The sequence below is a fragment of the Draconibacterium orientale genome (genome assembly GCF_900111425.1).
Classification (GTDB): domain Bacteria; phylum Bacteroidota; class Bacteroidia; order Bacteroidales; family Prolixibacteraceae; genus Draconibacterium; species Draconibacterium orientale.
This window is the reverse complement of record NZ_FOHT01000054.1, coordinates 1-19,260: the sequence shown is the minus strand read 5'-3', so window position 1 is coordinate 19,260 and position 19,260 is coordinate 1. Positions and strand designations below refer to the sequence as shown.

The following is a 19,260-nucleotide window of genomic DNA, read 5'->3' as shown; positions in this document are numbered from 1 at the left end:
AAGGAACCGCCGTATACGAGAACCGTACGTACGGTGGTGTGAGAGGTCGGAAAATAAAGTAGGAGGAAAACTATTTTATTTTCCTCCTACTCGATTAATTATATGTATTTCTGTAATTAATGTGTAATCCAGCTAATGATTTTAGCATCATCAGGTTTTACTTTGGGTTTAATTACATCAACTAATTTTCCGTTTTCATCAATCAGGTATTTTTGAAAGTTCCAGCTAACTTCCGAATCCTGTTTTCCGTTTTTACTTTTCTGAGTCAGCCACTGGTATAGCGGATGCATGTCATCGCCTTTCACCGAAATTTTCGACATCATTGGGAAAGTAACACCATAATTCATTTCACAAAATTCAACAATTTCGGAGTTGCTTTTCGGCTCCTGGTTGGCAAAATTATTGGCCGGAAATCCGATAATCACAAAATCATCGCCACCATATTGCTCAAAAACACTCTGTAGTTGTTCAAACTGTGGAGTTAACCCGCATTTTGAAGCCGTGTTTACAACCAATACTTTTTTCCCTTTCAATGAGGAGAGGTTAAAATCGTTTCCTTCAATATCTTTTACTACAAAATCGTGTAGCGAACTTTGCGCAAAAGTTGTAATTGCTGCCAGTAGTAATACGTTGATGAGAATTAGCTTTTTCATATTTTTCTTTTTTACTTCTAAAGAACAGTCGGAATGGCCAAAAGTTTGTGTGGAGTTGTAAATGAGACTAATTGCAGGGGCGAAAAGTAAATTTGGACTGAATTCTTCTTACTTGTTTTTCTTTTTTTCCAGTTCCTCGCGGGTTTTGCGAGTAGAAGAATAATCATCCGATTGATCTTTTTTCCATAGGGTAAAAAGTTTACCAACATTTTCGGAGGGAGAAAAACGGAAAATGCTTATCGATGAAGCCTCGGATCGCATCAAATCGTTATGTTCGGTCATGATCACGGAAACCGGATCGCTTTCCTCTTCCGCCATACGAAATTTAACAGGCGGATTGTAGTCTTTCATAAAAGCAAGGTTTTGCTCAGCCTTGTCCATTTCTGAAACCTGTTGGGGCGATACAATAATCTCCGGAATATCAACATTTTCGGAAACCAGCTCCACTTTTGGATTAACAAGCAGTGTGTGTACCGAAACTATTTTTCGGAAATACGAAATATGCGAAAATACCAGTGAATCGCCTGGTGAAACCCAAACTGAAAATACACCATTTTTATGGCTGATGTCTTTTTCGTGGTTGTCGAGATTAACAATATAGACATCGCTAATTGGGTTGTCGTTTTGATCCACTACCTGTCCCTGCACTAAAAAACGTTTAATTTGCCCATACGAAGTCAGGAAAAGGATCGAGAATAAGATGGTAAAAATTGTTTTCATATCCGGTCTTGTTTTTGTTTTGAAAGAATCACTGTTCTAATCATGGGGAAGGCCGTCAGTAGTAGTACGAAATTCGGGCTGCTTTGTTCAGTCAATTCGGGTTCTTCTTTCTTTTGTATTTATATGTATTCGATCTTCACCTTTTTAAAGAATTTGTGTATCAGTAATTTAACAATGCGTTTAACAACGAATTTCCGAAGTTCAAGTTCCAGTGGTTGTTCCGGATCCTGGTGTGCCCAGTTAATACGGGTTCCAACGATAATATCGATGCAGTCGTGCTGCAGTAAAAGTTTCACAATTTCTTCCGGAGGGCTGTCTTTGAGTCGGGTGTCACTGTCGTAATTTTCCAATATTTCTTCCACTTTTCCCAGGGTTAGAATTCCTTCCGTAACCATTTCAAAACCCTGCATTTTTGCTGTTGGCGGTAATTTGTCCAGGTTTTTATTGCCATGTTGAATTTCAACCGTAAGATCAAGTTCGCGGGCAATAATTTCGGCCGTGGTTCCTCCGCAAATAATTTTCTTCCCGTAGAAACCCTGGATGCGGCCCACAAAATCGTAGTCTTTTATTTTGTAAAAAGGCGGGCCGGTGATGAGCATAAATTTACGCGGTTCGCGAAAATACATTACACCGCAGCTGGTGTCGTCTTTTACCGAAAACTGATCGTTCATTACGGCCTGGTTAACAATTTTTCGTGCCAGTTTTGTAGCCGAAATATCGGGCATTCGTTTGATCTGGTTCAGCGCAAAATCCTCGATGTTTTTCATTCCCCAGCCCAGCGGATAGCGCTGGTTTCCGAGGCCTGACTGGGGAACACCGTCGGACATGAAAATTATGCGGTCTTCTTTGCGTGCGGTAAATTCCTTGCAGTGCAGTACTTTGCCCTGGTTTTCCTTGCCTTCAATGGTGAGGTTGTATTCTTTGCCCCGCATAGCAACTCCGTTCCGAAGCACCAAAATTCCCGGGTTGTCGTAATTTACAATTCGCACGTGTCCTTCGCCGTCCAGCTCAATAATGGTAAATGTGGCATAGCTTTCTTTCCCGTCGCTGCTTTTGGGAAGAGTTTCCATAATTATTCGAGCGGCTATTTCGGGTTTGGTGTGCAGCTGCGAATATTTTAAAGCCATGGTGGAAGTTAGTGTAGCCAAAACACTCGCTTTAATTCCGTGTCCGATGCCGTCGCTTAATACCAGAATGGTGCGTCCTTCTTCGCGAATAATGCTCGACTGAAACACGTCGCCACAGGCAATTTCGCCTTTCGGCCGCTTTTGCTGAAACTCTATTTCAACATGATAATCAGGATTTGTCGTCGTCACCATAGCGGTAGGTTTCAATTATGGAGTTGAGCAATTCTTCTGTCTCTGCAGCATTTTCGCCCAACAGGAAGGCGATTTTTTGTACCGTTTCAATATTTTGTTTGTTGATTTTTCGGGCACGGTTAATAATTTCGTCCTGAACCAGCATTGGCGCCGACATATCGCGGAAAACAACGCCAACAACTTTGTTTTTGTAAAGCGTTCGTACCGAAACATGCATTAATTTATTGTTGAATTTTAAGTCGCGTTCAGCCACTTCATCGCCCGATGTAAGAACGCTCGATATCATTTTGTAAATCACATCGGGCACCAGTCCTTTTACATCGGCGCCCGTGAGTCCGGGAATAGTTTCGTACAAATCCTCGGTGTCTTCGCCCATTAGTTTAGCAAAATATTCATTGGAATCCACGATTTTAAAATTGCTGTCCACCATCACAATTCCCGACGATATTTTATGTATCATTTGCGACGAAACCTGCATGGTTTCCTGCGCTTTCTCCAGGCGTTTTTCGGTTTTCTTCAGTTCGGTTATGTCGTTTATCGAACCCACAATTCCAACTATTTTATTCTCGTTATCGCGGATAACTGCTTTATTCAGAATAACGTGGTGCGAAGTGCCGTCGCCATGGCGCACCTGTGTGTTATATACCTGCACATCGGGGTTGGCAATCAGTATTCTGTCCTGTGCCCAATATTTATCTGCCGTTTCTTTTACATGAACTTCGTGTAAGGGTTTACCAAGTATTTGTTCTTTTGTTTTACCCGTGAATTTTTCGTGTGCCGCGTTACACATCAGGTAAATGCCTTCGGTATTACGGTAAAAAATTGGAATGGGCAGCGCGTCAATAATCTTCTGATGAATGGCCGGGTCTTCAATGTTGCCGGTCAGAAATGATTCTTTATCGTAAATCATGTTTCGTTTTTTCAAGTTTTACCACAGAAAAATACGCATTTTACAAGGCATTTAAAACCTCAGGCGCTTTATATTTTTTGGAATTGTTTTAAAACAGATTTCTGAAAATCCATCCAACAGAATTAGAGACAAATAGGGCTTGTTTTTATTCATTATAAATTTGATATAACTTGACTTGAAGCAGTTAAAAAAAGTAGTGGTAGAATTATCTTTGCGTCAAGTATTAAACTAACCAAGTGAAATTATCTGAAATTATTGAATTAACCAACGCAAAAGTGGTTGCCGGAGACACGGAAAAAAACCATAACTTGTTGAGAGCTTTTAGTTCCGACCTGATGAGTGATGTTTTAACGCTTGACACGGAGCATATACTTCTAATTACAGGACTGGCTAATTTGCAGCTTGTTCGTACTGCCGAAATGGCCGACATTGAGGTGGTGTTGCTTGCACGAAATAAAAGAGCAACACCCGAAATGATCGAGCTGGCCAACGAAACAGGCCTGGTGCTGTTAGAAACACCTTATTCTATATACCGTTCGGGCGGGGTGCTGTTTAAAAACGGTTTAGCCCCGGTTTATTAATGAAACTGGAATTTGACATAGCGAGTGGCGATTTTAGCAAGGCAGGAAGAGCTTCGAGCCGAATAAAAAAAATGCTGAAACAATTGCAGGTTGATCCGAAAGTGATTAAACGAATTGTGGTGGCCATTTACGAGGCCGAGGTAAATGTTGTTGCTCACTCTGTTGGAGGAAAAATGCTGGCCGAAATCGACGGAACAGGAATTACTGTAATCGTACAAGATAACGGCCCCGGTATTGAAGATATTGAAAAAGCAATGCAGGAAGGCTATTCAACCGCAACCAAAGCCGTTCGGAATATGGGTTTTGGCGCAGGAATGGGCCTGCCGAATATTAACCGGAACACCGATGAGTTTACGATTGAGAGCGAGTTAGGAGTGGGAACAGTTTTAACTTTCAGAAATAATTTTTAGGAGATGAAGGTTGTTGAAAAATATCATGCCATAACAGTTGATACGGATAAATGCACGGGCTGTACGCACTGCATGAAATCCTGTCCAACCGAGGCAATCCGGATACGTGGGGGAGTGGCAAAAATAAATGCAGATCGTTGTGTGGATTGCGGAAACTGCCTGCGCGCCTGTCCGGTTGATGCTTTTTATGTGGAGCACGATAGTTTGGAGCAACTGAATAAATACAAATACCGGGTGGTGCTTTTTCCGTCGGTAATGATCGGGCAGTTTCCCGAAACTTATACAGAAGGAAAAATCTACGAAGCACTGTTGAAACTCGGGTTTACGCATATTTTCGAGGTGGAACAGCCCATCGGGTTGCTGATTGATGAAATAAAGCAGGAAGTAAAAGAATCGAGCCATAAACCAATGATCTCATCGTTTTGCCCTGCTATTGTTCGTTTAATTCAATCGCGTTACCCTTCGTTGGTTGAAAATATTGTGCCGGTAAAAGCGCCGCACGATTTGGCGGCTTGCCATGCCATTGAACTGTTGGCCAAAGAAGGCGCTAAACGCGAAGAAATAGGCACTTTCTACGTGTCGCCCTGTTCGGCTAAAATGGCGGCTGTAAAACGGCCTATGGGCGAAGAGGTGTCGGCAGTGGATGGCCTGATAAAAATGAGCGATTTGTACAATCATATTATGCGGGTAATCGAAAAGGAAGAAAAAACCGACACGGCTCCGTTGCGCAAAAACCTTACGCTCGATGGAATTTTGTGGAGTCTTCCGCGTGGCGAAGCAAGGCACTTTAAACGCAACTCGATGGCGGTTGACGGCATACACAATGTGGTTAAAATTCTGGAGCGCATGGAAAACGACGAGGTTCCGGAACTCGATTTTCTGGAACTGAAATCCTGTCATCAGGGATGTGCCGGCGGAATTTTGCTTACCGGCAATCGGTTCTTAACTGTTGAACGGCTGCAAAAACGATCGAAACGTTATCCGCATGCCTCATCAATCGATATTTCGGCAGTAAGTTGCCTGGGAATAAAAGATAAAATGAAAGCCGAGCCCATTGAACCCCGCTATGTTTTTGCCCTGGATACCGACCGGCTGAAAGCATTAGATAAAATGCAGAAAGTAGAACGGATTTTATGCCAGCTGCCGGGAATCGACTGCGGAGGGTGTGGTGCACCTAACTGCCACGCACTGGCCGAAGATATGGTGCAGGGCAAAGCAAAAATGACCGATTGTGTTTTCTTGCAAAACCGATACTTAAACGAAAATAAAATAACCATCGAAAAAGCGACAAAGAACCTGGAAAAAGCCTGGGGGAAAAATCGTTTTGACGCTGACTGTAACAGAAGAGGAGGTAGAAATGAAGGTTTCTGAACTGGTTGAAAAATTTGGACTAAAAGTTTTTTCCGGCGAATCCGGATTAGAGAATGAAATTTCAGGCGGGTACGTTTCCGATCTGCTGAGCGATGTAATGGGAAATGCGCAGGAAGGGCAGGTGTGGATTACGCTGCAAACGCACCAGAATGTAATGGCCATTGCCTCATTGAAAGAGCTGGCTGCTGTAATTCTGGTAAAGGGTTTTGAGCCAGAAGAAGACACCTTCGAGCGCAGTAACGAAGAAGGAATTCCCGTGCTGGGAACCGATAAAGCCACCTTTGAAATGGCAGGAAATTTATTCATTACCTTAACGTAATCCGATGCAAAAATTCAGGGCCGACCTACATATTCATACCGTACTTTCGCCCTGTGCCGACCTGGAAATGGCTCCCCGTAAAATTGTGGAACAAGCCCGGGAGGCAGGATTGCATATTATTGGAATTACCGATCATAATTCGACCCTCAATGCTAAAGTAATTCGCGATTTGGCCCGCGAGAAAGGAATTCTGGTGCTTACCGGTGCAGAAGTTACTACCAAAGAAGAAGTACACTGCCTGGCATTTTTCGAAAACGATGAAGCTCTGGATCAATTTCAGCAGTATTTGGAGCAGAACATTACCCGCATTCCAAACCCCGACGGGCACTTTGGTTATCAGCCGGTTGTTGATGAAAACGAAAACGTGTTGGAGCTGGTTCCGTATTACCTCACATCTGCATTAAAAAAAGGTATTTCGTCGGTTCAAAAGTATGTGTACGAGTTAGGCGGTATTTTTATTCCGGCGCATGTTAACCGTCCGCTAAACGGTTTATATAGCCACCTGGGGTTTGTGCCAACCGATCTTGAATTCGACGCCATGGGAATTACCGGAAAAACCAGCGAAAAACATGTTCGAAAACATTATGATATAGACGATAAAATTTCGCTGATTTACAATTCAGATGCTCATTTTTTGGAACAGATTGGTACCCGGTATTCCGTTTTTAATATTCATGAATTAACTTTTTGTGAGGTGAAAAAGGCTCTGAATCAGCGAGATAGTAGATTTGTTGAAATTGTATGAAAACACTGTCGGAACATATTCTGGATATTGTGCAGAACTCGGTTAGCGCAAAATCGACATTGATTGAAATCATAGTTGAGGAGGATAAAATAACAGATCTTTATTCCTTAATAATCAGAGACAATGGCTGCGGAATGAGCAAAGAAACGCTGGCCAAAGCCATAAATCCGTTCTTTACATCGCGAACAACCCGAAAAGTGGGTTTGGGCATTCCGCTTTTAAAGCATAATGCTGAGGCTGCCGGTGGTAGTTTTTCGCTCGAATCGGAGCTAAATGTGGGTACCGTTTTAACCGCCCGTTTTCAGCTGTCGAATATCGACCGACCACCCTTGGGCGACATTTGGGAAACCTTGTACCTGATGTTTTTAAGCTACACCGATGGAAATTTGGTGTACCGCCATAAAACCGAAAAGGGCGGGTTCCAAATAAGTTCCGATGAGTTGAAAGAAGTGCTGGGCGATGTTTCGTATCAGCAAAAGGAAATACGCGAAGGGATTTTGGAGTTGATAAAATCGAATTTGGAAGAAATAGGGATAACAAAATAATAACGATTAAACGATAAAGCGATATGACTAAAATTAAAACACTGGCTGACCTTCGGAAAATGAAAGAAGAAGCGCAGTCGAAAATCAAACTCAGGGAAAACAGTGCAAACCCTGATCAGGTTGTGCAGGTGAAAGTGGGTATGGCCACATGTGGTATTGCATCGGGTGCAAAAGAAACCATGAAATATTTTGTGGAAGAGCTGGAACAAGAGGCTATTGATGCGGTGGTTACACAAACCGGATGCATGGGCTATTGTTATGCAGAACCAACTGTTGAAGTAAAACTGCCGGGAAAAGAACCGCTGGTTTACGGACATGTTAACAAAGAAAAGGTTCACGAAATAATTGATAAATACATCAAGCGTGGCGAGCTGGTCGATGGAATTATACCGGTAAGTTTTAGAACCATAGACGATTAAAAAAACTATAAACCGAAAACTATGACTGACTATAAAATGCATCTTTTAATTTGTGGCGGTACCGGGTGTAAAGCATCGGAAAGCGACGAAATTAAAAAAAGGCTAAACCAACTGATTCACGACCTTGGACTCGCAGATGAAGTTCAGGTGGTACTGACCGGTTGTTTTGGTTTTTGCGAAAAGGGACCCATTGTAAAAGTATTGCCCGACAACACTTTTTATGTGCAGGTTACGCCAAACGATGTGGTTGAAATTGTTGAGGAACACATTGTAAAAGGCCGGCTGGTAAAACGATTGCTATATACCGATCCTACTAACGATGAGCAGATCAGCGATTCAAAAGGCATGGATTTTTACAAAAAGCAAATCCGTATCGCCTTAAAAAACTGTGGTTTTATTAATCCTGAAAATATCGACGAATACATTGCCCGAGATGGTTACCAGGCTTTGGGAAAATGTTTGTCGGAACGAACTCCCGAAGAAGTCATTAAGGAGGTGAAAGACTCCGGTTTGCGCGGCCGCGGTGGTGGTGGTTTTCCAACAGGATTGAAATGGGAGATTACCAAAAATGTAGAAAACGATCAGAAATACGTAGTTTGTAATGCCGATGAGGGCGACCCCGGTGCATTTATGGACCGCTCCATTTTAGAGGGCGATCCGCACTCGGTGCTGGAGGCAATGGCCATTTGTGGTTATTGTATTGGCGCCGATAAAGGGCTGGTTTATATTCGCGCCGAATATCCGCTGGCCATTCAGCGTTTAAAAATCGCTATTAAACAAGCCGAAGAGTACGGTTTGATTGGTGATGATATTTTAGGAACAGGGTTTAATTTTCATATTGAATTGCGCTATGGAGCCGGAGCTTTTGTTTGTGGCGAAGAAACTGCCCTGATCCACTCGATGGAAGGTTTACGTGGCGAGCCAACTTTCAAACCGCCGTTCCCATCCGTTTCAGGTTATATGGGAAAACCTACCAACGTGAATAATGTGGAAACTTTTGCAAACATTCCGGTAATTCTGAATAAAGGTGCCGAATGGTTCAGTAAAATTGGTACCGAAAAATCAAAAGGAACAAAAGTGTTTGCCCTGGCCGGAAAGATCAACAATGTTGGTTTGATAGAGGTGCCGATGGGAACAACACTACGCGAAGTGATTTACGATATTGGTGGTGGTATAAAAGACGGAAAAGAATTTAAAGCCGTTCAAACCGGTGGCCCGTCGGGAGGGTGTTTAACTAAAGATTTCCTGGATTTACCAATTGATTACGATAACCTGCTGGCGTCCGGATCGATGATGGGATCGGGTGGAATGATCGTAATGGACGAGAACGACTGTATGGTTTCCATTGCAAAATTCTATTTGGATTTTACCCTGGAAGAGTCGTGCGGAAAATGTACACCATGCCGTGTTGGAAACAAACGCCTTTACGAATTGCTGGATAAAATTACCCAGGGGAAGGGAGAAGAGCAGGATATTGAGAAGTTGAAAGAATTAAGTGTGGTAATTAAAGATACGGCTCTTTGTGGTTTGGGACAAACTTCGCCAAACCCGGTGCTTTCAACCATAAAAAATTTTGAAGATGAATACAAGGCTCACGTACTCGACGGAAAATGTCCGGCGGGGCAGTGTAAATCGCTGTTGCGTTACGATATTGTTGAAGATCTGTGTACCGGTTGTACATTGTGTTTCCGCAATTGCCCGGTAGGAGCTATTTCCGGCGAGCGTCGCCAGCCACATTACATCGACCAAACTTTGTGTATTAAGTGTGGCGTGTGTTACGAGAAATGTAAATTCAATGCAATAACCCTAACCTAATCAGAAAACTGGAAATTATGGATATAGTAAATCTTACAATTGATAATAAACCGGTTGTGGTAAAATCGGGAACCACAATTCTTGAAGCGGCATCGGGTGTTGGCATGCATATTCCAACGCTGTGCCACATGAAACTGGATGACCTGAATATTGAAAACAAACCGGGCGGCTGCCGTATTTGCGTGGTTGAGGTGGAAGGAAGAAGAAACCTGGCACCGGCTTGTTGTACCGATGTGAGTGAGGGAATGAAAATTAATACCCACTCGATGCGGGTAATAAATGCACGCCGAACAGTAATGGAATTGATTCTTTCCGATCATCCTTTCGACTGTTTGATTTGTGCCAAATCGGGCAACTGCGAATTGCAGGATCTGGCGCACAACCTCGGAATTCGCGAAATCCATTACAAAGGCGAGCAGTCGACTTACCGCGAAGATACTTCGCCGGCAATTATTCGCGAGGTGGACAAATGTATTATGTGCCGCCGCTGCGAAACCATGTGTAACGAGGTGCAAACCGTTGGCGTTTTATCGGCCATTAACCGTGGATTTGAATCGGTTGTTTCGCCGGCTTTCGAAATGAACCTCGATCATTCGGTGTGTACCTATTGCGGCCAGTGTGTGGCCGTTTGTCCAACGGGAGCCTTAACTGAAGTTGACGAAACCGGAAAAGTGATTCGTGCGCTTTCTGATCCTACAAAAACAGTTATTGTACAAACTGCTCCGGCTGTGCGTGCAGCTTTGGGCGAGGAGTTTGGAATGGAAGCCGGATCGCTGGTAACCGGAAAAATGGTGGCCGCTTTGCGCCGTTTGGGATTCGATCATGTTTTTGATACCGACTTTGCTGCCGACCTTACCATTATGGAAGAAGGCACCGAGTTGCTGAATCGTTTGGGAAAACACTTGGCCGGCGATAAAGATGTAAAACTTCCTATTCTAACTTCGTGTTGTCCGGCGTGGGTGAAATTCTTCGAGCACCAGTTCCCGGAAATGAAAGATATTCCTTCAACAGCACGATCGCCACAGCAGATGTTTGGCGCAATTGCCAAAACTTATTTTGCCGATCAGCTGGGAATTAAACGCGAAGATTTGGTGGTGGTTTCGATTATGCCATGCGTGGCTAAAAAATACGAGTGTGGCCGCGATGAGTTTAAAACCAACGATAATCCGGATGTTGATCATGCCATTACAACCCGCGAGTTGGCAGCACTGATCAAACTTTCAAATATTGAATTTAAATCACTGCCAAACGAAGACTTTGATAATCCGCTGGGAGAATCAACCGGTGCCGGAGTAATTTTCGGAACAACCGGTGGTGTAATCGAGGCAGCAGTTCGTACGGCGTATGAAATTCACACGAAAAAGGAATTGCCACGATTGGATTTTGATGAGCTGCGTGGAATGGAAGGCATTCGTGAAGCGACTATCGATTTTGACGGATTACCGATAAAAATTGGAATTGCTCATGGTTTGGGTAACGCACGAAAACTGCTGGAAGATATTCAGGCCGGTAAAAGCGAATTTCACGCCATTGAAATAATGAGCTGCCCCGGTGGATGTATCGGTGGTGGAGGTCAGCCGTATCATCATGGCGATGCAGGCATTTTGAAAAAACGCCAGGCTGCCCTGTACCAGGAAGACAAGAACAAAACCTTGCGCAAGTCGCACGAAAATCCACATATTATTGAGTTGTATGAAAAGTTCCTGGGTGAGCCGATGAGTGAAAAAGCACATCATCTGTTGCACACCGAATATTTCGACAGGACGTAGTGGTCATTGGCCATTTGTTGAAAGAATTGAATTTTTTACTATTTAGAATTAACGAGTTAAACAAATAATCATGCCAAAAATTAAATTAGCAGAGAATACAGTACAACTCATAAAAGATATTTGCAAGGAGTTTGAAAATAAGGAAAGCGAGCTGATAAATGTACTTCACCAGGTGCAAAGCAAATTAGGTTATTTACCTGCCGAAGTGCAGGAAGTTATCGCTAAAGAGTTAAAAACATCGGTGGCGAAAGTTTATGGTGTTGTTACTTTTTACAGCTTCTTTACGATGATTCCGCAGGGCGAAAACCCGATATCGATTTGTATGGGAACCGCCTGTTATGTTCGTGGTTCCGAGCAGGTGCTAAACGAATTTAAACGCCAGCTGAAAGTGGAAGTGGGCGAATCGACCGAAGATGGTAAATTCTCCATTAACTGCCTGCGCTGCGTGGGAGCCTGTGGTTTAGCACCGGTGGTAACCGTTGGCGAAAAAGTTTATGGTCGTGTAGCGCCAACCGATGTGAAAAAGATTATTGCCGAATATCGTAATCATTAGTCGGTTGAATAAAATATTGTTCTATTGAAATTTTCCCTCCGTGTTTCGCGGGGGGAATTTTTTTAACATGCGATCAAAGGAAGATTGCAATTTTTCGTCCGGAAGCCCGGTAAATCTTTGATCTACTAACTATTCCGGACGATTTCCCTTCAGTTATTTCATCCCGGTGTTATACACCGGGTTAATCACATTCGACGCTTTCAGTGCCATAATAAGCATAGAGTTTAAATCCGTCGGTTCAACTTACTCTTCTAAACGTTGTAATTCTGCTCCATATCCCGAAGGGATAAAATAAGATTAACCTCGGGTGAAACCCGGGGTTGATGCGTAAGTAAATCAAAGGCGCATTCAATAATTCTACTCAATGCTCAGTTGTTGTATGCGCCTGGTAATCTGATTGTTTTTATGAAATGCAGGCGACTGGTTTCACTTACATTTCTGTTGGTGATTCCCGGAAATCATGAAATTATTGTAAGAATATTGAATGTTTAAGACGAAATGCTTTTAATAAACTGAATACTCCGTTCGTTAAAAATATCGGGCTGATCGACATTACAAACGTGACCGCTGTTTTTAATAATCTCCAGTTTCGAATTAAAATGCTTTTTCACCAGGTTCGATACCGTTGGTAAAAACATATGATCGCGGTCGCCCATCAGATACAAAACAGGTGCCGATGCTTCTTTTATCAGAAATTCCTGCAGGTTATCCTTAATTTCGGTTGACATACGCAGCCATTTCTTGAACTCCTTTTCACCTAAACGAATAGCTTCCTGAATAAACAATTTTCGCGATACAATATCTTTTTTATAGGGAATAAGAATCCACGCATTGATTTTGTACAACCACATGTACGGGAAAATCGTTTGCAGCAATTTAGCCACCGAAACCAGTGCGTTAATACGCTTGTTAAACTGCACCACAGCGCCACCTAAAATAATCGACTCGGCACGTCCAGGAGCCAGCTTGTCCATGGCGCGAATAACAATGCAACCCAGCGAAATGCCGACCAAATGTGCTTTCTCAATTTTCAGATGATCCATCGTGCGGATAACATCCAAAGCTATTTCATCAAAAGCATAAATCTCTGCCTGTGTGTATTCTTTTTTCGATTTTCCATGTCCGCGCAGGTCAACCAAAAGCACATTAAAATGCTTTTTGAATTCGCGCAGCTGCCTGAACCAGACCACATTACTTCCCCCGGCGCCGTGTACAAACACCACCCAGGTATGCGAGCTTTTATGTGGAAATACTTTGTTGTAAAGCATGCTGCAAAAATAAAATTATTTCGGTACAACAGCAAGGCTTGTTTGAGGTTGACCACAACAAGCAATTATTTTAAGGATTATTAAGAGTTGCTTAAAAGTTATTTAAAAATCGGAATAAGAGGTTGGATGGCATAACCAATTATCGATATGCGAAACGGTGTTAGCATACGCTTTATTGTTTTTCAGTTCCTCCCATTTTGGATGCGCACCAAATGCTTCCCACAGTTTTTTATTTGTCTCCATGTTTTTAAACGAAGTCATGTATATGAGGTTCGGCATATTTGCTCCGGCCAGTACTTCGCCAAAAAACACGGCGTTAAACCCAAGATCGTTGAATAAAGCAACTTCGCCTCCTTCGTTAAACATCTCAACTTTCTTCTGATAAAGTTTTTCGGTAGCTCCTTCGTAGCTTCTTATCTGAAAGATCTGTTCCTGTTTTGGAGTGTCGAATACCGGTTTGTGGTAGTTCGGCATTTCCGAGAATGCCCTTAAAATAATGGTTTCAACACGATTAAATGGCGGATTGTCGTGTGCTGCATTTATGTAGTCAGCACTTGCTGAATTTATTTCAGCCCTACTGAGTTGATCCTCTATTTTTTCAATGTCATCCAGGTTTTTTAAAGGAATAAGTACAAATATCTTTTTACCGTAGTCCGGATCGGTTTCAATGGGTTTGAAAACTCCAATGTGTTTAATGTTTGCCTCGTGTGCAGCCGGGATGAAAGTGTTTTCCAGGTAGTTGTCTATGCGCTTTTCCTGTCCGGGATTGTCTAAGTTATACACTTTAATTTGATAATAGTTACCGGCAAAAACCTGCGAAAAAGAAAAGAATGCAATGATAATAACTGCGATTGAAAGGATTGGTTTAGATTTCATTTCTAACGGTTTTTAGGTTTATACCGGCAAGATATTAATTTTTAGCCAATTTATATTCAGGTTTAAATAATACCCGATGAGTTTCGGCAAGTAACTCCTTAAGAGGAATATGTGCCGGAATTTTAGTTGTCTCTATTTTGTTTAAATTGGCTTGGGTAGGCAATTCGCCCGGATACCAGTGGCTTTTTTCATTAAAGGTTTTGTAGCGGTATTTAGCAAAATCGATCATGTCATACGATTTCCAAAGTCGGCGTAAACGCAGTACTTCCGGAATGTTAATCCCCGACGGATCATTCTGCATGTCAAAACCCTCGTAAACGGCATACGGATCGTCGAATAAAAAGCTATCCAGTTTTAGTTTAGTTTTATAATCTTCCTGGCTCCATGGCGATGTGGTTGGGAAAATACCTTTCATTTCCTCAAAATGTTCCTTCTCTGTTATTCCGAACGAAAGCGTGTGAATGGCCGGATTATTTAAACAAAAACGTGCATTCCACTGGATAGGGGTTAAAGGGTGAGTCGCATTTTTTACCTTGGCCGGAGCATTAAACAGCTGGCCGCCTTTGTCGTTTGGCGAGATAATAAAAACACCCAAATCATGGATTTCTGCCATTTGTACCGCTGCCAGGTTGCGCTGGTTAAAATAGTAGTAATGCAGGTTCACAAATTCGAATAACCCGGTTTCAATGGCATGCACAATTACTTCCATCGGCGCGTGCGTACTGAAACCAACGTGTTTTATAATGCCTTCCTCTTTTAGTTTTAACAGGGCTTCAACGGGGCCGCCGCTTTTGCAACTTTGTTTCAGCAATTCGGGCGTGTTTATTCCGTGCCAGCCATAAAAATCGAGGTAATCGGTTTGCAGGTCGCGCAGCTGGTTTTCAATCATTTCGTAGGTAGCATCAGCTGTCATCGGATTTCCCTTGGTCATTAAATGGTACGAAGTACGCGGAATGGCCAATTCTTCATTTAAAACTTTACCATAAACCGTTTCACTTTTTTTGTAACCCCAGGCCGTTTCAATGTGGTTGATGCCCGCATCAAATGCCAGCTGAACGGTATTTAAACATTCTTCCAGTGTATCTTCCGGAATTTCGCGTCGCGGATCGTCCCAGCCGTGCTTAAAACGCATGCCTCCCAGTGTTATGGTACTCAGTTGCTTTTCGGTTTTTCCAAAACGGCGGTATTGCATTCCCTCTTTTTTATTCAGAATTTTTGGCATAAAATGTTTCTTTCGTGGCGTGTGCAACGTTTAGTATTTACGCCAAGCTACTAAAACGTTTGCTTTTTAAACTTGTTTAAATTGACAGAGAGTTAATGTTTCTTCTTTGGTTTTAGCACGGATAATTAGCACACAAAATTGAAAACGGAAAGTGCCTTGCACAACTGAAAACTGTTCGTGTTCCACAAAATATACCATTTTTTTTAATTTTGAACAAAAGATCTCAAAGAGAGGTGTAGGAAATAAAGTAATACGAAATGGAAAAACAACGACAAGGTTTGAATAAAGGTGGTGCTTTCGGGCCCGGAGGATTTTGTATTTGTGTAAAGTGCGGAACGAAAGTGCCGCATGAAAAAGGGGTAAAATGTACAACCCGGAAATGTCCGCAATGTGGGCATACAATGGTACGCGAAGAATTACTAAACCAGAAAAAGACCAGATAAAAATGCGGGATATAAATAAAATAAAGGAGCAAATTTCGAAGGTAATGCACCCGGCAATCGATTGTTCCTTGGTTGATTTGGGAATGGTGCAGGATATTGAATTGTACACCGACGAAGTTTTAATACTAACGTTTGTTTTTCCTTTTCCGAATATTCCAATTGCCGATAAGCTGATTTCATCAGTTGAAAATGTCGTGAAATCGCAAGGTCTCGAAATGCAGTACATCGTTCGGGTAATGAAAGCTGAGGAGAAGAAAAATTTCTTGAAAATGGAAAAAGCTGCCTGGAAAGGAGGAACGGCTTCCTGTAGCTGCTAATTATTAAAAGTCGAACTCAGGTTATAAATTTGCGATGATAGTACAAGATTATATTTTCTAATTATCTTTGCTCGTATGCAAAAAAACGATTCTGAAAAACCATTAATTTTGGTTACAAACGACGATGGAATTCATGCAAAGGGTTTGCGTGAACTGGTGGAAGTAATGCAATTTTTTGGCGATGTTGTAGTTATCTCTTCCGAAGTTTCCATGTCGGGGAAAGCTTGTGGGATTACAGTCGATCAGCCGCTGCGGGCAACACCTGTGGAGAAAATACAAGGTGTGTCAACTTTTAAATGTAACGGTACACCGGTTGACAGCGTAAAACTTAGTTTTAACGGTTTGTTCGAACGAATTCCCGATTATGTGGTATCGGGAATTAACCACGGTTCCAATGCATCTATCAGCGTAATTTATAGCGGAACTATGGGGGCTGCCATTGAAGGTGGTTTGCACGGTGTGCCGTCAATTGGTTTTTCGCTGGAAGATTACAGCCCGGATGCTGATTTTTCGAAAGCCAAACTGGTTGTTGCCCGTGTTTTTCAGAGTGTTATTGAGAATGGTATTCCTCCGTTTACCTGTTTAAATGTGAATATCCCGAAGGGAAAACCTGAAGGTATTAAAGTGTGTCGGCAGGCACACGGAAAGTGGATGGGAGAGTTTGAAAAAAGAACCGATCCACACGGACGAGAATATCACTGGCTTTCAGGCTATTTTCAGAATTTGGATGAAGACACCGAAGACACCGATATTTTTGCACTGGAAAATAATTTTGCCACAGTGGTTCCCGTTCGGGTTGATATGACTTGCTACGAAACCATGGAGCAAATTAAGTCGTGGAAGTTTTAATCTGTTTTCTATGCCAAAAAGCAAACAGCATAAATACGATAAAGTTGGAGTGGGCGTTTTAACCGGGCTGGTTTTACCGCTAATCATTTTTTTTATCGTTTACCTGGCCGGCGAAAACGATATGTCGTTTCTCGATTACATTGCCGGAATGAGACGAATGCAGGCGCTTGTTAAAATAGGCAGCCTGTGCGTTTTTACCAATGTTGGTGCCTTTTGGATTTTTCTGAAGTTAAAATACGAAAAGGCGGCCCGCGGTGTGTTGGGCGCCACAATTCTTTATGCCTTAGTGGTATTAATTACAAGAGCTGGTTAATATGCGATACTACATTATAGCTGGCGAAGCATCGGGCGATTTGCATGGCTCAAACCTGATGAAGGAACTGAAAGTTACCGATAAAGCGGCTGATTTTCGTTTTTTTGGTGGCGATAAAATGCAGGCAGTTGGCGGGAAGCTGGTAAAACATTACCGCGAAATGGCATTTATGGGTATTGTGAATGTGATTCTGAATATCAGAACCATAAAACGCAACATGGAGTTTTGTAAAAAAGACCTGCTGAACTATAAACCCGATGTGCTCATTCTAATCGATTATCCCGGGTTTAACCTGCGAATTGCCGAATTTGCCAAACAAAACAACATAAAAGTTTACTATTATATTTCGCCAAAACTATGGGCCTGGAAAGAATACCGTGTTAAAAAGGTGCGTGCTTTTGTTGATGAACTGTTTACCATTTTTCCCTTTGAAACCGAATTTTACAAAAAGCACGGCATCGATGTAAATTATGTTGGAAATCCATTGTTCGATTCAATCAAAGAATTTGAAAACACAGCGCAGTCGGCAGCCGAATTTAAAGCCAAAAATAATTTGGATGAACGCCTCATAATTGCCCTGCTGGCCGGAAGTCGGGTGCAGGAGATAAAAGGAACTTTGCCTGTGATGAAAAAGGCTGTTGAAGGCCGGAAGGATTACCAGGTGGTGCTGGCAGGTGTTTCGTCGGTTGATAAAGAATTGTACGATGGCATTTTGCAAGACAGCAACATAAAAGTGCTGTACGAATCTACTTACGATTTGCTGAATAATGCACATGCGGCTTTGGTGGCCTCCGGAACAGCAGCTCTGGAAACGGCTTTGTTTCACGTACCGCAAACAGTACTTTATAAAGTGGAAGGCGGCGTGTTAGTGCATTATATTATGGCTGCCGTTTTAAAAATCAACTGGGTGTCGCTGCCCAATATTATTTTGGGAAAAATGGCTGTAAAAGAGCTGCTTCAAAAAGATATGACCGTTAAAAAAGTAAGTGCTGAGCTGGATTGTTTACTTGGCGACGAAAAGTATCGCGAACGAATTTTAGCGGATTACCGGGAAATGCAAAAGTTAATGGGCGAACCGGGATGCTCAAAACGGGCAGCCGAAAAAATGGTTTCGTTACTGCAATGAAGAAATTATTCTATTTAAATAAAAGATGGAGTAACGCAGTTGCCTTTTTAATAGTAAACCTGGTGGTTTGCGTTTTATTGATGAGTGGCTTAACTGCTATGTCAAAAACTCTGTCTTATCCATATTTATGGTCTGCTGGATTGCTTTTACTGCTTGGACTGATGATTGTTGCCTATGCACTTACAGGCGCTACATTAGTAAAGTACGTTGTGTTTGAAAAAGACATCTTTACACTTCATTTTTTCTTTTTCAAATCGAAACAATATAGATTAAATCAACTCAAACAATATGCTACAGCCGCCTATGGTGGATATCGTTACATAATGGCCCATTCTGTAATTTTAGAGTTTAACGACGGGAAACGTTATCAGATTGCCGACCCGATAATTCACAACTACAAACAGTTTTATGAGTTTGTGAAAAATAGTAATTTCGATTGTTTCGGGTATATTGGGCGAAATAGCTGGAGAAAGAAAAATAAACCACTTTCGAAAAAATGGGTTGTTGAACGCGATGAAAAAGAATTGATTAAAGCCATTGAGAAAAAGAAAGGTGTGATAATTTTGTATTTCTATGGAATAATTACACTTGCAATGAATTTTGCGTTAGTGCGTTATCTTATTTGAATATCCGTAAATACTCATAATTTGATTTATTTCATTATCTTTAAGGTAGTTAAAACGATATAGATGAACCTATTTACTTTCACAGCACATT

At 42.1% G+C, this 19,260-nt stretch carries 22 protein-coding genes; 15 read left to right on the top strand and 7 right to left on the bottom strand.

The features are described 5' to 3' along the window. Positions 1-116 precede the first annotated feature (116 nt). The 4 genes from BMW53_RS19740 to BMW53_RS19725 all read right to left on the bottom strand — a co-directional run bounded on the left by BMW53_RS19740 (position 117) and on the right by BMW53_RS19725 (position 3,602). Positions 117-653 carry a glutathione peroxidase gene (locus tag BMW53_RS19740; protein ID WP_038555543.1) on the bottom strand — a complete coding sequence of 179 codons (537 nt, stop codon included), beginning with the start codon at positions 651-653 and terminating at the stop codon, positions 117-119. Between the two features lie 108 nt (positions 654-761). After that, on the bottom strand, positions 762-1,373 hold the full coding sequence (locus BMW53_RS19735) for a hypothetical protein (RefSeq protein ID WP_038555538.1): 612 nt from the start codon (positions 1,371-1,373) through the stop codon (positions 762-764). A gap of 119 nt (positions 1,374-1,492) precedes the next feature. Beyond that, complete coding sequence (locus tag BMW53_RS19730) at positions 1,493-2,692, bottom strand: SpoIIE family protein phosphatase (protein ID WP_038555534.1); 1,200 nt, start codon at positions 2,690-2,692, stop codon at positions 1,493-1,495. Beyond that, positions 2,670-3,602, bottom strand: a complete 933-nt coding sequence (locus BMW53_RS19725) for a PAS domain-containing protein (RefSeq protein ID WP_038555529.1) — start codon at positions 3,600-3,602, stop codon at positions 2,670-2,672. Before BMW53_RS19725 ends, BMW53_RS19730 begins: the two co-directional genes overlap by 23 nt. 236 nt (positions 3,603-3,838) lie before the next feature. On the opposite strand from BMW53_RS19725, the gene BMW53_RS19720 reads away from it, so the two are divergent. The 10 genes from BMW53_RS19720 (at position 3,839) to BMW53_RS19675 (ending at position 12,129) form a co-directional block, all read left to right on the top strand. Then, positions 3,839-4,183: a hypothetical protein gene (locus tag BMW53_RS19720; RefSeq protein WP_038555525.1), complete on the top strand. Its 345-nt coding sequence runs from the start codon at positions 3,839-3,841 to the stop codon at positions 4,181-4,183. Beyond that, positions 4,183-4,593: an ATP-binding protein gene (locus tag BMW53_RS19715; protein WP_038555520.1), complete on the top strand. Its 411-nt coding sequence runs from the start codon at positions 4,183-4,185 to the stop codon at positions 4,591-4,593. The genes BMW53_RS19720 and BMW53_RS19715 overlap by 1 nt, the downstream gene beginning before the upstream one ends. 3 nt (positions 4,594-4,596) lie before the next feature. Continuing rightward, positions 4,597-5,964: a [Fe-Fe] hydrogenase large subunit C-terminal domain-containing protein gene (locus BMW53_RS19710; protein ID WP_038555516.1), complete on the top strand. Its 1,368-nt coding sequence runs from the start codon at positions 4,597-4,599 to the stop codon at positions 5,962-5,964. Next, positions 5,951-6,283 (top strand): DRTGG domain-containing protein, encoded by a 333-nt coding sequence (locus tag BMW53_RS19705; RefSeq protein ID WP_038555512.1) that lies wholly within the window; start codon positions 5,951-5,953, stop codon positions 6,281-6,283. Before BMW53_RS19710 ends, BMW53_RS19705 begins: the two co-directional genes overlap by 14 nt. A 4-nt stretch (positions 6,284-6,287) precedes the next feature. Next, positions 6,288-7,028, top strand: a complete 741-nt coding sequence (locus tag BMW53_RS19700) for a PHP domain-containing protein (RefSeq protein ID WP_038555507.1) — start codon at positions 6,288-6,290, stop codon at positions 7,026-7,028. Further along, positions 7,025-7,573, top strand: coding sequence for an ATP-binding protein (locus BMW53_RS19695; RefSeq protein ID WP_038555504.1), 549 nt, complete (start codon positions 7,025-7,027; stop codon positions 7,571-7,573). Before BMW53_RS19700 ends, BMW53_RS19695 begins: the two co-directional genes overlap by 4 nt. 23 nt (positions 7,574-7,596) lie before the next feature. Beyond that, on the top strand, positions 7,597-7,992 hold the full coding sequence (locus BMW53_RS19690) for a (2Fe-2S) ferredoxin domain-containing protein (protein ID WP_038555501.1): 396 nt from the start codon (positions 7,597-7,599) through the stop codon (positions 7,990-7,992). A gap of 21 nt (positions 7,993-8,013) precedes the next feature. Next, complete coding sequence (locus tag BMW53_RS19685) at positions 8,014-9,807, top strand: NADH-quinone oxidoreductase subunit NuoF (protein ID WP_038555498.1); 1,794 nt, start codon at positions 8,014-8,016, stop codon at positions 9,805-9,807. A 17-nt stretch (positions 9,808-9,824) separates the two neighbouring features. After that, positions 9,825-11,576, top strand: coding sequence for an NADH-dependent [FeFe] hydrogenase, group A6 (locus BMW53_RS19680; RefSeq protein ID WP_038555492.1), 1,752 nt, complete (start codon positions 9,825-9,827; stop codon positions 11,574-11,576). A gap of 70 nt (positions 11,577-11,646) precedes the next feature. Then, positions 11,647-12,129: an NADH-quinone oxidoreductase subunit NuoE family protein gene (locus BMW53_RS19675; RefSeq protein WP_038555489.1), complete on the top strand. Its 483-nt coding sequence runs from the start codon at positions 11,647-11,649 to the stop codon at positions 12,127-12,129. A gap of 488 nt (positions 12,130-12,617) precedes the next feature. Here the strand turns inward: BMW53_RS19675 and BMW53_RS19670 are convergent, their stop codons facing one another. From BMW53_RS19670 to BMW53_RS19660, 3 genes are all read right to left on the bottom strand, one after another. Beyond that, a complete protein-coding gene (locus tag BMW53_RS19670) occupies positions 12,618-13,397 on the bottom strand; it encodes an alpha/beta fold hydrolase (RefSeq protein WP_038555484.1) in 780 nt (259 codons plus the stop codon). A gap of 102 nt (positions 13,398-13,499) precedes the next feature. Continuing rightward, complete coding sequence (locus BMW53_RS19665) at positions 13,500-14,273, bottom strand: NIPSNAP family protein (RefSeq protein ID WP_038555479.1); 774 nt, start codon at positions 14,271-14,273, stop codon at positions 13,500-13,502. A 34-nt stretch (positions 14,274-14,307) separates the two neighbouring features. Beyond that, positions 14,308-15,495: an aldo/keto reductase gene (locus BMW53_RS19660; protein WP_081804750.1), complete on the bottom strand. Its 1,188-nt coding sequence runs from the start codon at positions 15,493-15,495 to the stop codon at positions 14,308-14,310. A gap of 364 nt (positions 15,496-15,859) precedes the next feature. On the opposite strand from BMW53_RS19660, the gene BMW53_RS19650 reads away from it, so the two are divergent. The 5 genes from BMW53_RS19650 (at position 15,860) to BMW53_RS19630 (ending at position 19,169) form a co-directional block, all read left to right on the top strand. Next, positions 15,860-16,255 (top strand): iron-sulfur cluster assembly protein, encoded by a 396-nt coding sequence (locus tag BMW53_RS19650; RefSeq protein WP_139178280.1) that lies wholly within the window; start codon positions 15,860-15,862, stop codon positions 16,253-16,255. A 75-nt stretch (positions 16,256-16,330) separates the two neighbouring features. After that, the gene (gene surE / locus BMW53_RS19645; protein ID WP_038555469.1) at positions 16,331-17,104 is read left to right on the top strand and encodes a 5'/3'-nucleotidase SurE; all 774 of its coding nucleotides are present in this window, start codon (positions 16,331-16,333) and stop codon (positions 17,102-17,104) included. A gap of 10 nt (positions 17,105-17,114) precedes the next feature. Further along, complete coding sequence (locus BMW53_RS19640) at positions 17,115-17,417, top strand: hypothetical protein (RefSeq protein ID WP_038555464.1); 303 nt, start codon at positions 17,115-17,117, stop codon at positions 17,415-17,417. Between the two features lies 1 nt (position 17,418). Then, complete coding sequence (gene lpxB, locus BMW53_RS19635; RefSeq protein WP_038555460.1) at positions 17,419-18,543, top strand: lipid-A-disaccharide synthase; 1,125 nt, start codon at positions 17,419-17,421, stop codon at positions 18,541-18,543. Further along, positions 18,540-19,169 (top strand): hypothetical protein, encoded by a 630-nt coding sequence (locus tag BMW53_RS19630; protein ID WP_038555457.1) that lies wholly within the window; start codon positions 18,540-18,542, stop codon positions 19,167-19,169. The genes lpxB and BMW53_RS19630 overlap by 4 nt, the downstream gene beginning before the upstream one ends. Positions 19,170-19,260: the final 91 nt, after the last annotated feature.

Excerpts from the sequence above, each read along its gene's own strand:
- BMW53_RS19740 (WP_038555543.1), bottom strand. The coding sequence starts at position 653 with ATGAAAAAGCTAATTCTCATCAACGTATTACTACTGGCAGCAATTACA.
- BMW53_RS19735 (WP_038555538.1), bottom strand. The coding sequence starts at position 1,373 with ATGAAAACAATTTTTACCATCTTATTCTCGATCCTTTTCCTGACTTCG.
- BMW53_RS19730 (WP_038555534.1), bottom strand. The coding sequence starts at position 2,692 with ATGGTGACGACGACAAATCCTGATTATCATGTTGAAATAGAGTTTCAG.
- BMW53_RS19725 (WP_038555529.1), bottom strand. The coding sequence starts at position 3,602 with ATGATTTACGATAAAGAATCATTTCTGACCGGCAACATTGAAGACCCG.
- BMW53_RS19715 (WP_038555520.1), top strand. The coding sequence starts at position 4,183 with ATGAAACTGGAATTTGACATAGCGAGTGGCGATTTTAGCAAGGCAGGA.
- BMW53_RS19710 (WP_038555516.1), top strand. The coding sequence starts at position 4,597 with ATGAAGGTTGTTGAAAAATATCATGCCATAACAGTTGATACGGATAAA.
- BMW53_RS19705 (WP_038555512.1), top strand. The coding sequence starts at position 5,951 with ATGAAGGTTTCTGAACTGGTTGAAAAATTTGGACTAAAAGTTTTTTCC.
- BMW53_RS19700 (WP_038555507.1), top strand. The coding sequence starts at position 6,288 with ATGCAAAAATTCAGGGCCGACCTACATATTCATACCGTACTTTCGCCC.
- BMW53_RS19695 (WP_038555504.1), top strand. The coding sequence starts at position 7,025 with ATGAAAACACTGTCGGAACATATTCTGGATATTGTGCAGAACTCGGTT.
- BMW53_RS19690 (WP_038555501.1), top strand. The coding sequence starts at position 7,597 with ATGACTAAAATTAAAACACTGGCTGACCTTCGGAAAATGAAAGAAGAA.
- BMW53_RS19685 (WP_038555498.1), top strand. The coding sequence starts at position 8,014 with ATGACTGACTATAAAATGCATCTTTTAATTTGTGGCGGTACCGGGTGT.
- BMW53_RS19680 (WP_038555492.1), top strand. The coding sequence starts at position 9,825 with ATGGATATAGTAAATCTTACAATTGATAATAAACCGGTTGTGGTAAAA.
- BMW53_RS19675 (WP_038555489.1), top strand. The coding sequence starts at position 11,647 with ATGCCAAAAATTAAATTAGCAGAGAATACAGTACAACTCATAAAAGAT.
- BMW53_RS19670 (WP_038555484.1), bottom strand. The coding sequence starts at position 13,397 with ATGCTTTACAACAAAGTATTTCCACATAAAAGCTCGCATACCTGGGTG.
- BMW53_RS19665 (WP_038555479.1), bottom strand. The coding sequence starts at position 14,273 with ATGAAATCTAAACCAATCCTTTCAATCGCAGTTATTATCATTGCATTC.
- BMW53_RS19660 (WP_081804750.1), bottom strand. The coding sequence starts at position 15,495 with ATGCCAAAAATTCTGAATAAAAAAGAGGGAATGCAATACCGCCGTTTT.
- BMW53_RS19650 (WP_139178280.1), top strand. The coding sequence starts at position 15,860 with ATGTACAACCCGGAAATGTCCGCAATGTGGGCATACAATGGTACGCGA.
- surE (WP_038555469.1), top strand. The coding sequence starts at position 16,331 with ATGCAAAAAAACGATTCTGAAAAACCATTAATTTTGGTTACAAACGAC.
- BMW53_RS19640 (WP_038555464.1), top strand. The coding sequence starts at position 17,115 with ATGCCAAAAAGCAAACAGCATAAATACGATAAAGTTGGAGTGGGCGTT.
- lpxB (WP_038555460.1), top strand. The coding sequence starts at position 17,419 with ATGCGATACTACATTATAGCTGGCGAAGCATCGGGCGATTTGCATGGC.
- BMW53_RS19630 (WP_038555457.1), top strand. The coding sequence starts at position 18,540 with ATGAAGAAATTATTCTATTTAAATAAAAGATGGAGTAACGCAGTTGCC.